A 14,682-nucleotide genomic window follows, 5' to 3' on the forward strand; every position below is an offset into this window, starting at 1 on the left:
GCATAAACATACGGAATTGTTAATCGTAAAAAGGGTTTGTCATGAAAAAATTATACACTTTGGAAGACGTCTCCCGCTTGATTGAGCAAGGCAGGCTATTGTCGCTGGCTGGGGATGAGCGAATTCTGTCAAAGCTCCCAAAGGGACAGTGGGTTGCGGGTAGTACCCCCTATTTTATGGATGAACAGCAGGGAAAGTTTGAGCAGGATGCTATCTATGTAGATGATTTTTCGGACTTTGCAGAAGAGCATAAGGTTATTGTATATACGCCGGAAACAATAGCGTCCATTACGAAAGACCGCTTTGACAATGGTTTCACTTTTCTCGTTATCCCAGCCTTTTCCCGGATACATTCGGACTATGCCCTGCATGCCGGTGACTTCGAGAATATTTATGACAACCCTGTTCTCGGCTGGGTTTCAGGGATAGACCTTGATTCAGACGATAAACCCACCGTTTACAACGGGGTAACCGGAGAAAGTTCATCTGACTTTGCCATTGCCCTGCATATACAGATTCCTGATGGAAAAATGGCGCAGTTAGAGATTCTGAATATTCACAGTCAAGATCCCTGCAGTCCGGTGATTGAGTTTGAGAAAGACAGCTTCAGTGCACGTGAATGCCTTATTGACGGTAAAAGGCAAAACTTTGCCCAGTACATCAGTGAAAATGATATTGATACCAAACTACCCATTACCTGCAGTTATTCAGGTGCGGTCATTAATGTCTGTGTAAAAGAAGTGAATACAGAAAGTGGCCTGGTCGATTTTTATGCTCCGGTCTTTGAAGGACGACAATATAAGTTTGCCACCCCCATGGCAAACTATGCAGAGGAATTTAGCCGGCAGCTGCCGGGTAAGGGCAGTAATATGGCGTTCTCCTGCAACTGTATTTTGAACTTTCTTTATGGCGAGTTAGAAGGTAAAAAGGCGGGCTTCCCGGGACCGATCACCTTTGGTGAGATTGGTTACCGTCTGCTGAACCAGACCATGACCTACCTGGAAATTGTAGATATCGATTAGTTCATTCTTGTTGAGCTGGTATCGGCAGAGTTTCAGTTGTTTCTGCCAGTATCTATTGGCGGTGGCAGGTAATACCCATCGAATTTTCCCACGATAGCTTTGAATATGATGATCTGGATGTCAGTTCAATTCCCATAGTGCATAAAAGCGGATTGGTGAGTCATAGCAGGGCTATTTTGAGGAGCAACAACGCAGAACTGATGTTTATATCGGCAGTACACCATCATATGATTCCATGCGGCTGGGTATTTAAAAAGAATGGTAAACAGAGATGAAAGATAGGGAATGAACAGAGGGGGGGATAATTAAAATCGATTGTCTTATTATGGCAATAGTGATTGGGAACGACCCGTAATACCAATTGTATTTTCTAACTCCCTATTCCGCGGACTGCCTGAAGCGTAGATCTGCGTTGACGCTCCTCCCCATCGCTACGGCTATGACTCGTCACTTCGCCTTGTTTTATCATCAAGTCAGCCATGCTCATAAGGGGGTTAGAAAATTTAATTGGTATAACATTTTCGAAGTCGTTTCTGAAGTAGGAAAGCGATTAGTCGCTACTGTTCAGGATCATTAATCCTCCAACCGCAAAGCCCAGCGACCCAATACTCAGAAGACCGCCCATAACTGGAAACAGTAGTTCTTCGTCAATCATACCAAGCAGTGCCATCAGCTCAAAAGCAGCATGACAGAATACGGAGAGAAAGATTCCGGCAGTAATGATTTGGAGTCCTTTACCGACGCTGTTGCCCATCTGAAAGGAGGCGCAACCTAATATGGTTACTCCCACAAAGGAAAGAATCAGAGCTGTTGTATTAGCCAGAAATTCAATTTCCATTTGCAGCTCTCCTGATATATTTCTTCATTAGTTAAGTGGTGGTATCGGCAGTATTTCATTTATTGGTAATTAAAAATTTTCTTAGTTTATTTTGATATAAGGTTCCCGATTCTGCGTGTTTACACCAAAATGTTCCCGCTGTTGTCGCAGTGACTTGAATGACGTGATTACTTGTAATCTTTAGGTTATCCCTTCGTCCTTACGTCTGGCCAGAAGTATTCTGACTTGAGCTGAGAGAAGGAACCTTATGTCAACAGAACCTAATGAAGAGGGTAAATATAGGCGGTGTGATCAACCCTAAGGGCCGTCCACATGCCTAATTGGGAAGGCCGCCTAGTTCCGTGACAAAATAATAAACATCTCAGATGTAGGGGTTACTCAGAACTGCTGATTCCAGCGCAGAGGTCGCCTCAATTTTTAATGCAGTGTTACCTGCAGAGCTTTCAAAGATACCAATACTGTTTGTTTGAAAGGGGCGAGATGAATTGCTCGGAGCCTGCCCTTGAAGACAATATGCTAACTCATCCCTGCTTGCGTTCCTTGCCCAGGAAAGAGCACTGTTGAAAGAAGGGTGATAGCTAACAAAGGTCTCTTCTCGAAGGTGGGCTTGCTGTTGAGCAATAATTTTCAGTTTAAAGTCCGGAGATGATTTTTCCTTATTTTCCCTGCGATTATGTGTCAGCATTTTATCTAATAATACGCCAGAAAAACGCGTTTTAGTACAGATGTAAACCCGGTATGGCCTCTGTTCTGATATCCATTTTGGATAGCAGTGAATAAATGTGTCTTCTGTTTTTAGCCAGTGATAAACCTGACCTAAGTCTACTGTTTTACTTTTTCGATTTCTTTGAATTTGAAAATAATCAAAACATTGTTGATCAGAAAGTACATTGATTAATACTGTACTGTATTGTTCATTCAATTCTTTGGGGATTACCCTTGTCGCCGCTCGATTATAAAATGTCTGCCAACAGGTATATTCACGTTTTCTTGGTGAGCAGGGTGGTATTTCAACAGGGGATGGCTGGTACAGTGAAATAAGGTGCGTTTTAATCATACGCTGATCGTTAACACTTAAATATCGATGTTGGATTTTACGTACCTTTTTTTTGAAATCATTATTCAGATTGTGATCATCATTTATGGGTAAGTGTTTTACGGTATGGACCGAAGAAATAGCACGGTGATTGCACATCGTTTGAGTATTTTGACTGAGTTGTATTTCATTGGTGACATATGAGGGAGCGCTGTTTTTACAGCAGATGAAACAGGAAAAAGGTAAGCACAATGAAATATAATCCTGGTTTCAAGAGGGTATAGAGGTCCGACAAGTTAATATGATGAATGTCGGACACAAAGGCAAAGGCGTCGTATGTTAATAGAGCCAACAGTTAGCTTGATCTCTAAGCCGGTATGACCACCTTTTTCACTTCGTAATTGACTCTTTGCCCTGCCGGGGTATCTGTATACCGCTCGAGTTGTTTCTGGCCATTATCATAACAGAGCCTTTCTGTAGCCAGACCTTCATTCGTTCTTCTTGTACTTTGATAAGTCTCTAATTTTCCGAGTTTAGCTGGGTCAATCAGCCATGAGTTATTATCTTCAGATCGTTGGAAGAAATTTGACACGGAGATCCAGCTTATTGACCGTGAGATGATTTCCATTGCTGCATAAGCCAGCAAAGCAACCACTGCCGCAGGTATTAATGATAAGCCCTCTGCCATTGCTGCACAGAATGCCCCAACGGTAACTACAGCTTTTACCAATCGGCCCAGCCATGAGGAACCTTTGCTGGCATCATCCCCAGCTGTTGAGGTCGTCACTGGCGTTGTTGATTGAGTTTGCTGTGTTGCAGGCATGGCGCCAGTTGGTGGGTTGGCAGTCTGTGGCGGCTGTGGCATGGGTGCTGGCTGATAGGGAGAGGGCATCGGATATGCTGGGGGAGCCGGGGGGTAAGGTGCTTGTCCTGGATACATTGCTAAGACCTTTCTCTTTTTGTAAATGGTACTCACTTCAACCCTGTTTGATAGGGATATGTTCATTAGGTTCCTGAAAAATATACGTTCTTGTTCCTATACAATAAAATCGTTTAATAAATTAGCCAGATAATTCAAATAAAAATACCATTCTAAATAAAAGTTCTAGACTTTCTGCTACTCATATTTGAGCCGGGCAAGTCAATACTTATACTCAGACGGTTTTGTATGACATGTGTTGTGTTTTCTGTGAATATTGAAAAAAAGTAAGATATAGAATCAGCCAATAAGTAATAAGTGCCGTAGCTATGTGGCCGGATTTGCCTAGCAGTATGCCTATGGGGATACCAGTATCCACTGGTCATATTAAAGAAGCAATACAAGTGCAGAGTATGCCTGACCAGTCAGTGCCACTGAGCCCCTTGGGTTCTATTGACATAAGGTTCCAAACTCAGTGGTTTGCAAAGCCGTATTCCACAAGGCGAGCTGGAACAGGTATAGTGGTTTTGCATCAAACCAGTTCAACGAAGCTGGAAGGCGGCTTTACGAATTAGGCTACGCGCCCCGCCCGATGGACCTATAGGGCCTAAAGGCTCAAACCAGAATACTTCTGTCGTGTTGTAAGAACTTGAAAGAAGTGAGTGCTTGTGACCTTTAGTTTATTCCTGCGCTCTTGCGCCTAGCCAGAAACATTCTGGTTTGAGCTGAGAAAGGAACCTTATGTCAACAGAGCCTAATGCCAGCTGGGCTTAAGCCATTGGCGTGATCATACATGTCATGTTATCTCCGGAGTCAGCAGCAAGACCTTGAGAGGTTAATAGTGCAGCAACTTGTGCAGGGGTGTATGTTTTTAGCAGTTGACTCGCCACCCTACCCATTTCGTTGGGTGTGGCTACCTCAGAAAAACCATCACAAAATAACAATAGCTGCTTTCCAGGTAATTGGTCTTTAGGTATCTTGATGATTTTGGGTCTTGAGCTTGCTGCTGCATGGCCATCATCACCCAGCTTTCTGGTCATGGCGAGAACACCATTCACTCGTTCACAGCCAGACCAGTAGGAGATATCGCCTCCTCTGTTCTTCACCGACCGCTCATGCCTCTTATTATCCGGCTCAGCATCCTCTGTGAGGACTCGGGTATTTCCTTCACTATCAATCTCAATGGCCCTGGAGTCACCAGTATTTGCCACCCATCGGTCACCGTTTATTTTCAATGAAATAACCGCGGTAGTACCAGAGCCAAAGAAAGGTCTGTCTTTGCACAAGGTGTTGTTCAGGGTAACAAAAGCTATCTTGATGGCATTCCAGATATTGCGATCACTGAAGCCATGACTGTTAAAAGCCTGAAGCCAGAACTGTAAGTGAGCGATGATCCTGTTTCTGGCATATTCTGACCATTGGGTTCCACCGTGGCCATCAAACACTCCGGTAATCTCAATAAACTCTGTCTTTCCATTAACCTGAATAGGGAACTTGTCTGCAATGTGGGTATCTTCTGTTCTGCCTGTGCGTCGACCCTGACTGAAAGCAACACCGGTATCGAGTAACCCGGGAAGCGTTTCATACTCTATATAGATGTCGTGTGTTTCTTCTTTGCGGGTTGTTGGGTTCTTAGCGTTTACAGTACCAAGGAATACCTTGCCATTTTCGGGGGTTATGTCGGGATCAGAAGATAAAATAAGTGGGTAAAGACCAGTGTTTCCAATAAAATTCAGGTCTCTCTGCAGTATTTTTTTCAGTTTTGGCTCTTTCTCTTTTTCAAGTTCTGCATAGGCCAGTTCGCGGCCAAGCTTCTCCTGAATTTTCTGTTCATCAAGCTCAAGCCGATATTCCAGTTTCTCCCAGTCAACAATCGTTATTTCACCCTGTTCACACCAGCCCGTTAAGTCATGCCAACGTTCGGGGCGATAACACGCTGCCAGAACATATCGTTTCTTTATGAGCTTTTCTTTGATGACATCCACTTCCTCAGCCCAGTCCTCAAGCCGTGTCGGTAACAGAGCAATACTGTCGTTGGTTGCATCGGTAGTTTCTAGTGATAGTGGTGTTGAACATTCTTCTTCAGGCGGTTGGGTGAGGTCTTCAGGTGCACACACCTCCTTAATGTATGCCATATTGCTCGACTGAGATAGCTCGCAAGGGTGAAAACCCTCTAGCTGGGGCCCTTTGTATTCCGGTAGCACGAGCCGTTCCTGCACTCTCTGAGCCATATCCTTACTGAAGCAGTTGCGCCGCAGGAGTACTCTGCAATGCCTACTTAGACCAAAAAGGCTCTCTTCGGTCAGCTCTTCGAGACAGTTGCCAGACAGGTCGACTTTCAGCAGCTTTTCCAATGGTTGAAACGTATTGTCCGGGAGTATTTTGAGCCTGTTTTCACTCAGATCCAGGAGTCGAAGATTCTTTAAGCCCACAAATGCTCCGGAAGGAATACTTTCCAGTCTGTTGCCTCCAAGCAGCAGCATTGTTAACCGATCTTGTAAAGGATCGAGGAGAGGAAGTTGAGCCAATTGCTGGCAAGAGAGATCCATCAGACCAGGTTCTTTTTTGCTTGAGATCTGAGAGATTGTTGCTTTGACAAGCGGATCATCCTCAAGAGCAGAGCCCGGTTCTGGACTTAAGCAGGGCTCTCTGGCTGGTGAGTCATCAGGTTCGGGTTGCTCCTGTAGAAACGGCGCTGATGTATCACTGAATAGTATGGAGCTCCCAGCAGATACTTCTGGTTGTGCTTCTTGTTCAGCCAGGTGGATATGTTGTAAAAGGGAAGGTTTATCATGGACTGTTTGGGAGGGATCTTCCTCATCATCAGACAATAGCGCACTGCTATTATAACCATCATCTGACATCGTTTCAGTCCGGGAAGTCCAGGAGAGGGAAAAACAGTCGTTACTGCCTGTTTCAAACGGAAAAGGGTGCTGAACCGTTGTTGGATCCTGTTCATCTTCATCGTCGGAGACTACCTGACTGTTATAACCATCGTCTGATCGTGCTTCGGTCAGAGATGACCAGCGTCGGGTTAAACTTTTACTGTTGTCTGTTTCAATCAGAGGCAGGTCATGTGCAGCTTCTGCTCTTGCCTGTTCCGTCAATGGTTCATACGCTACCAGCGCAGGTTCATAACGGACTATTTGGTTAGGCTCTTCCTCAGCTTCAGACATTAGCTGGCGATTGCAACTATCATCCTGTTCCATTTCAGCCAAGGGTGTAATCGGGGGAGGGAACGCTACAGGGTTATTCTCAACGAGATCAGAGTTCGGTACTTCTTCTGGTTTTTCCGATTCTGGCGGTGGCATTTCTGTTACCAGTGAAGACGGGTCAGAAGAGGAGGTCTGGAAAGGATTCTTACTGTCCCTGGAAAAAAATGGGTCGGTACAACCATCACCTGACTCAGTTTCCACTGGGGGAGCCAAGCCTTCATTGCCTGTTTCAGTCAGTCTGGCGCTGTGAACACCGACCAGAGTAGCGCCCGTAAAAGGTGGCGATGCAATATCTGAGCTTATGGTTTGAGTGGTGGCATGACTGAAAAGGTCGAGGTCCAGTAGAATCAGGCAACGGTGGTGAAGTGTAGAAAAAACCTCTACAGGCAGAGTCTTGAGGCAGTTTGAGACCACGCTGATGCTCTGGATTTTCTCCAGTCCCTGGAACGCGTTGGGATGAATGGTATGGATGCTGTTTTCATCCAGCACAATGCGTTTAAGGTTTTTCAGCCCCTGAAAAGCCTTGACAGGGATGACCCGGAGTTTATTACCTTTAAGGTTCAGGGATATCAGAGTATCGGGTAGATCGTCTAGAGGAGGGATCGCTGTTAACCCCTGGTCAGACAGATCCAGCTCTACCCATTTCCTTAAATAGGTTTGAGGTGCAATGGTTGATTTCCCACCGACTTTAAAAGCCAGTATTCCCTCTTCTATAGTCTTTCTGTTCTGTACTTCAGCTTCACTGGCAGAGGCGCTTTCTGCCCACGCCTCTAATCGTTGTTCATAGGGCAGGTTACTGTCATACCATTTCGGGTATTCCTGTCGTTCCTGATTGCAGCAAGCCGCCTCCTCTGGACTTGGTAGCATTTGATTTACTGTGTGCAGGTGAGGGCCAGAATATTCCGTTTGCTGATGGCGTTCCAGCAGGTCTTGAACCTGGAGGGGACTGAAATGGTTGTAACTCAGTATCAGTTTACATTGTTTATTAAGGCCCTCGAGGCTGTTCTCGGGCAGTTCTCTGAGGCTGTTGTTAGCCAATGAAAGATAGTGGATATTATCAAGCCCCCGGAATGCCCCCGGGGCAATACAATGAATTTGATTGTCACTCAGCTTTAACCAGCGGAGATTCCCCAGACGTTGAAATACACCTGCGGGTAATTCTGTGATCTGATTTCCCGAGAGATCCAGAGCTGTCACTGTATCCGAGAGTTCATCAATCGGTGGAAATGTGGTTAACCCCTGATTGGACAGATCTACCAGAACAAAACCGGATTCAGGATCTTTATTGACGAGATGATGGGTTTCATTTCTTGCAAAAGCCAACACTGTATCACGCACCGTTTGTCGACCCTGTTTTTCTCTCTTATCGGTCGCCTGATTCTCCCAGGCTTCCACCCGGAGCTCATAGGCTCGGTCATGATCATAAAAATCGGTTATTGGTGCGGGGGTGTACAGTGAGCTCGAGTACAAGGAGAGGTTCTGGTGCAGCGATGCGTAATAGTCCTGCAGATCCATGGTTTGATTCTTTTCTATAGTAATTGTTATTTGGCAAGCAACCTGACATTGCCTTAAGTCATCAGGTTGCTCCTTGCTGTGTAGCGTGTGGCCAGGGTTAATACTCTCGACCCCAATGGATTATCGTCAGGGTTGGATGTTCAGGGGAGTGGCGAGTTCCCCAAATCTTATTCATTTATTGAGTCGCGTGACAAAGTGCCTATACAGTCCCGGGGTATGTTCACAGGATGAAGTAAGTAAGCGACAATTATCTAATGTCCTCGAATACACATTCTTGATCTTCATAAGAAAAATCAAATTGCGTTGAGGAAGGTTGCGGGCGCTTTGTTTTGAACTCCAGTGGTGACCTTCCATACGATTTTTCAGGGGCTATGGTTGAGGGTTCGGCATACTGTTCGTGCTTGTAAGGCACTCTTAAGTCCAGAGAGAGCTCTTCAAAACACTCGGGTTTCACATCCTCTTGCGTGTGATGAGTTTCCTGGTCAGAGCTATATGGGAAGAATGGGGCTTCTTCTTCCAGCCCATGCGTGTCGAAAGCTTCAAAGAGTATGCTTTTATCAGAGCCTGCATCAGATCCTGCATCAGAGCCTAAATCTAATGAAGGGACGGCAACCGCATAACCTCCAGAATTTGGTTGGAAGTTACAGAGAGTGTGCGACTGTGCGGTTTCTGGTAATGTACAAAATGAACTCTCTTGGACTGACATGGGGAACTCCAGCTCCTGAGCAGCTGGGCGGTGTGAGTCACTGTCTGGTTTCGCAGCTGTTCTTGCCGTCAGTTCTCTCTTCAGTCCTTGCTTTATACCGTCATGTATTTTCCACTGTTCAGCTCTTGGCATTAGATGAAAAATATCAAGCGCAGATGTTGATTGGGCACGGCTCAGTGTTTCTGACGAGAGCCAGTGTGAATCAACGGCATCTGGCCCTTTCAAACTCATAACCTGACTTTCCAGACTGTCCAGTGTTTCTGACTTATGAACTAAGTCCGATTTCAAGGAGGTATTTGCTTTTACGTAACCAGCAAGTATATCTTGAAGACACAGTTTCTCTTCGTGTTCCTCGTCAAGCATTGAATGCAGTTTCTCTATATTAGCAGCCATACTTGCAATTGTTTCTTCATGTCTTTTTTGTACAGCCTCAGAATCTTCACTCATAAGTTCTATTTTTGCTGTAAGTGTTAGGTCTGGTAGTGCATGTTCATTTTGTAGATCAGCCTCTTGATCTTCATAGGGCGAGCTTTTGATGGTTGTATTTACTTTTGAATGATGGGCAGACGCAGGCTTACGAAGCCCTGGTATTTGTTCTGAAAGAGGAGGCATACTCGTAACTTTTGCATCATACAATTTTTCAAGATCATGGGTTTCTGCTCTTATATCTTGAGTTACTTTATTTTTTGTTTGTGCTAACCGGTACTTAAATTCATCATATTCCCTTTTCAGTGCAAGGAGTGCCGCATTTACCTCGTCCAGCTGGTGCTTTAAATCTTGAATTTCTTCCTTATATTCAAGACTGCTGCTCATCATTTGGTCGAGAGAGTCTGCTCTTCTGGGAATTGCGCTTTGGGTACTGAGAAGTTCAAAATTAGCTAATTTTGCCTGGAGTTCAGCAAGCTGATCTTTTATTTGGGTGAGCCTTGCCTGTAATGATGCATTTTCTTGCTCAGCAAAGGCAATTTGCTGCTGTAGCTTCTCACGTGTTGTATTAGACTCAGCCTGATAAGTATTCATTTGTTCTGAAATAACCCGGACCTTATCTTTTTCTTCGCGAAGCTCATCAGTTAACTGTTCTTTCTGTCTGCGAACAGTATCAAGCGCCGTCTGAAGAGTTCGGGCTGTATTTTTCTCATTGAGCAATTGCTGTTCGTGCTCCAGCTGCAGTGTTTGACGGGATTGCGTTCTTTCAGCCAGTGTTTGTGTTAGACCGGTTATTTCTGAGAGGTGTAATTGAACCTCCTTAAGGGCGTTGTCTTTCTCAACACTGATCTCTGTGATTGCTTCTTCCACAGATTCGACCGTGGAACGAAGAGTACGGTTATCCTCCCTAGCCTGACAGACTGAGTCTTGAAGAGTCGAAAAAGTAGCCTTTGTTTGTGACAGCTCTTTTTGCAATGTCTCGACACGTTGCTTTTCGAGTTTGCATTGTTCTTGAGATTCCGTCAGTGCTGTGGATGCTTCTTCAAGTGCTTTCTGGTTTAAGAGTGCTTGCCCTCCCCACACAGCTTCAGCTTCCAGATGCTGGGTCTTAAGTTCTATTACTGTTTGTTGATGGTCTTTATTCAGCTGCTTTTGAGTACTGGCCATTCCTTCTACTTCTATGGTCTTAAGCGCCAGATGGTCGGTTAACTGTTTCTGGTCTGCCTGAAGTTCCTGAAGTTTAGAGTTCTGACTATCAAGTACAGATTGAAGCTCCAGAACTTTTTGCTGCGCAGTGGTATTTTGTTGAATCGCTTGATCTTTTTGTTGCTGTAGTTGCTGATGTGTTACATCCGCCTCAGAAATTTTAGCCTCAAGGGCTTTGATTTGTTCTGAGATAGGCTTAAACAAACTTTCAGTCTCATTGAGCTGTTGGGTAATTAACTGATTTTGCTGGCGAGCACTTTCAAGTGCTTCCTGAAGAGCCTGTGATGTTTTTTCCTTTTCCAATAGGCTTTGCTGGAACTGTTCATTCGTTAATTGTAGTGTTTGATGATAGTTAGCATTGAGAGCAAGCTGTTCGTTTAGCGCGGTAATTTCTTCGCATTTTGTATGCAGTTCCGATCTGTTTGTTTCTTTTTCAGACTCCGTTTCTCTCAATTTCATCTCTAATACAGAGGTTTTTGAAAGGAGAGCTTGATTCATCTCTTGAGCGTCTGTCAGCGCTGTAGATGATTTTTCATGAGCTTTCCTGACTGTGCGTAATTGCTCATTTAATGATGTTTCAGTTCTGTGATGCTTATCGTCGAGGGTTCTCATTGCTTGCTGGTGTTTTTCAACCTGCTTCCTTTGATAACCTTCCATTTTTGCTATTACGACTTCTTTCTCCTTGAGCTGCAGGGTTAACCGTTTATGATCCTCCTGCACTCTTTTAAGCTCAGAGAGCCAAGGTCTAAGCTCAGAGACTTCTTTTTCGGCGATGGCTTGCAACTGCAAAGCCAGGTTTCTTTCCTGCTCTAGCTTTTGGTGGGTTTCACTAAGTTGGTTCAGCTCAGCTTGATACTGTGATTTCTGGTGTTCAAAACCGTCCTTCAGATCATTATGCTGTTTCTGAAGCTGCTCAATTTCAAAGGCTTTAGCACTTAAGTCGCTTTGAAGCAGGGAGAATTTACTTGTCTTGGCGTTTTCTTTAGCCGTTTGACGTTGCAGTTGGGTCTGTAACGTCATGAATTGCTGTTTGTGTTCCTGAATTAATGCGTCCTTGCTCTTCAGTTCATTTTGGTAATTATGCTTATCACGAAGAAACTGCTGTTCGCTTGTTTGTTGAGCTTCTTTCACCTGCTTCAGTGTTAAAGAGAGCGCCTTTTCGGCTTGTGTATTTTGACGGATAGTGGCTTCTTTCTGGTCGAGCTGTCTTTCTAAATGTGTTTGCTGGTCTTGAGCTTTTTCCAACTGCTTCATGACGATATTCAGGTTTTGTCTAAGCTCGCCCAATTCACGTTGAGCCTCTGAGTTCTCGGCTGTAAGCTGTTGGAAAGCCTGTTGTGATTGTTTAGCCTTGGCCACCAGGTTTTTAAGGCGAAGAGCACTTCTGGTGATCATGTCGTTATAGCCATCAATGATCTGAATACTCTGTTCAAGCTCCTGACTCAGTTTTTTTACCTCCGACTTAGCAGATTCACTACGCTTCCGTAAAAAAATGCTATTTTCTGCACACTTTGAGTATTGGTCTCTGGCGTCAGTCAGCTGTTCCTTAAGCTGTATGGATTGCTGCTGCAACCCGGCGATGGCCTGATCCTTATCATGAATTTCAGCCTGGTGTCGCTCATGAGATTGGTAGAGTTGGTCCGCGGTTTCCTGACCGGTCTCTTTAAGGGCGGCGTTCTGCTCCTGCAATGTTTTATTGAGTTGCATGGCTACAGCATGTTGATGCTCAGCATCTGCCAGCTTTTGACTCTGGATTCCTGCATCGCTTTTCAGTGCGTCCACGTGATGCTGAGTGTGCTGTCCATCATTTGCCACTGGTTTTTGTGGGGCTGGAACGCTTGCATCAGCCACGTTCAGCGGGTTCTGGGTGCTGAGTTGAGGCTTTGGAGGGGCGTGCTGAATTTTCCGTGCAACAAGTTTAATTACGGTATATACGCCAGCGAAGGTAACAAGAGCAGCGCCTGCTGCAATCAACGTTGATACTCCGGCAACCCATAAAGCTCCAAACATGACTGCTGATAACGCAAGTGAAACCACTTCAGGTAGCACACTGACGATGCGATCTTTCCAGGTAGCTCGGGACTGGTTATGATTAATCTGGCTGATTTGATCAGACAGTGGATTCAACTGAGGGTTAAAATCCAATGCGGTCGTCATTGGCAATGCGGGAAGCATAAGAGATCCTTATCAATATTTCATTTCTCTTTATAATTCCCTTTTAGAAAATAGTGATGGATACAAAGTTCCAATACTTTTAATAATGAAAAGAAATTTAAATATTTTTTTAATAAGTAATTGTATTGAGGTATCGCAACGCTATTGGTTGTGTCTGAATATGGGTAATTCTCTGGTTTTATGTGGATTTTTCCATGGATTTAGCCGCATGGAAGAGATATTTCGATTAGTTTTATTACGGAATTAACCGTGGTGTTATCCTTATAGGATGCCAACAGTCTGCTGATAATGGAGTTCATGGATGAATGATGGCACTCTGCGCCCAGGTGAGTCCCTTGATGTATTGGAGGCAAGTCATGCTTGCATGCCTTCAGATACCGGTCTTTTGGAGGAATCAACAGAGTTATCTTCTCCCGACTGTATTCATCATCATCTCATCAATATTATTGATCCTGAGATCCCTCTTGTGGGTAAATACGGCCCTTCCATGAAAGAGGCAGTTGACCGTTACAACCGCCATGGCGAAGAGTTCAACGCACTGGTACATCAACAGCATCTCGGACATTCGCCAAAACGGCCGGCAGGAAGCCATAGAATTGATCTTCTGGTGTCGGATGCCTCATCCAGAGAGCTGTTGGTGAGTGGCCGTATACAGCAGCTGAAAAGACTACTGAAAGCCGATTATCTTCAGCTACAGGATATCTGTCGCGCGAATGCTGGCCGGCAACTTATGGACATACCGGAACAGGAGCGTGATGATGCCGTTATGGTCATTACTGCCATCTATGCTGAGCATGCACTCCTTAAACAGCAGCTGGATGAGACCTGGAAATATACCGATGAGCAGAAACGTGAGATTCGTAAACAGCTGGCACAGTTACCTGAAGAGGCTGATCTGGCAGACCAGATAGAAAGGCTGGTCCGCGATATTGACACGCACCGCGGCGAAGCAACCAAACTGAAGGGGGATCTGGAAAAGTATCAGAAACGGATTGCTGACAGTCCGGACGATAGCAGCTTCTTCGAGTTGAGGCTTAACACCTGTTGGGAAACCCTGGAAACCGAAGAGAAGTATTTGGCAGAGCATCAGAACCAGCTTGCGGAATCCGGACGACAGCTGGAACACGTGGTAGGGCTGAAAGTTCGGCTTAAAACCCTTGAAAACAGTCGACAGGAGGCACAGGCAAAGGTGGACGACTTTTGGTTGAATGTGGAAGAAAGCGTCCATGCTCCATGGGAGCAAAAGAGCTGGCAGGCATCAGCTTCTATTCATCCCAAGGTTAAGAATATTCTGAACATTCTGAGGGAAGATGTAGAAGTTCTTGTGCAGTGCTCTGAACTGCCCTGGGTGAAGGTAAATAGTAATCAGCAAGAGGATCCTACCTGGTACTATTTTGCCTTGGTTCAATGTAAAGAGTATTAGAAGGGGGCGTTAATACTCAATTGTCCGAGGTGAGACGGTAATCTTTAACGAGGAGATGAATAAAAAAACGGATTATTGATTCCTTTTTATTATTTTAATTTATTTTTATATTTCAAAATCTTTAACTTGACCATGAAACTAATTTATAACTTTCCTCTCTAAAACTGGAGTTCAATTTATTAACTTCGAATAAAAAAAGTG

The 14,682-nt window shown here is 44.7% G+C and carries 7 protein-coding genes; 2 read left to right on the top strand and 5 right to left on the bottom strand.

What is annotated here, in order from left to right; genetic code table 11:
• Positions 1-41: 41 nt before the first annotated feature.
• Positions 42-1,022: a DUF6976 family protein gene (locus tag GV64_RS10405; protein WP_020582758.1), complete on the top strand. Its 981-nt coding sequence runs from the start codon at positions 42-44 to the stop codon at positions 1,020-1,022.
• 550 nt (positions 1,023-1,572) lie between these two features.
• Here GV64_RS10405 and GV64_RS10410 read toward each other — a convergent pair.
• From GV64_RS10410 to GV64_RS10430, 5 genes are all read right to left on the bottom strand, one after another.
• Complete coding sequence (locus tag GV64_RS10410; protein WP_020582759.1) at positions 1,573-1,860, bottom strand: hypothetical protein; 288 nt, start codon at positions 1,858-1,860, stop codon at positions 1,573-1,575.
• Positions 1,861-2,221: 361 nt separating this feature from the next.
• Positions 2,222-2,917: a hypothetical protein gene (locus GV64_RS10415; protein WP_152554004.1), complete on the bottom strand. Its 696-nt coding sequence runs from the start codon at positions 2,915-2,917 to the stop codon at positions 2,222-2,224.
• A gap of 346 nt (positions 2,918-3,263) precedes the next feature.
• Complete coding sequence (locus tag GV64_RS10420) at positions 3,264-3,836, bottom strand: hypothetical protein (protein ID WP_152554005.1); 573 nt, start codon at positions 3,834-3,836, stop codon at positions 3,264-3,266.
• Between the two features lie 749 nt (positions 3,837-4,585).
• On the bottom strand, positions 4,586-8,545 hold the full coding sequence (locus GV64_RS10425; protein ID WP_020582762.1) for a leucine-rich repeat protein: 3,960 nt from the start codon (positions 8,543-8,545) through the stop codon (positions 4,586-4,588).
• Between the two features lie 247 nt (positions 8,546-8,792).
• A complete protein-coding gene (locus GV64_RS10430; RefSeq protein WP_236632934.1) occupies positions 8,793-12,590 on the bottom strand; it encodes a hypothetical protein in 3,798 nt (1,265 codons plus the stop codon).
• Between the two features lie 769 nt (positions 12,591-13,359).
• Here GV64_RS10430 and GV64_RS10435 point away from each other — a divergent pair.
• The gene (locus GV64_RS10435; RefSeq protein ID WP_020582764.1) at positions 13,360-14,481 is read left to right on the top strand and encodes a hypothetical protein; all 1,122 of its coding nucleotides are present in this window, start codon (positions 13,360-13,362) and stop codon (positions 14,479-14,481) included.
• Positions 14,482-14,682: the final 201 nt, after the last annotated feature.

This window comes from Endozoicomonas elysicola, assembly GCF_000710775.1.
GTDB classification, from domain to species: Bacteria; Pseudomonadota; Gammaproteobacteria; order Pseudomonadales; family Endozoicomonadaceae; genus Endozoicomonas; species Endozoicomonas elysicola.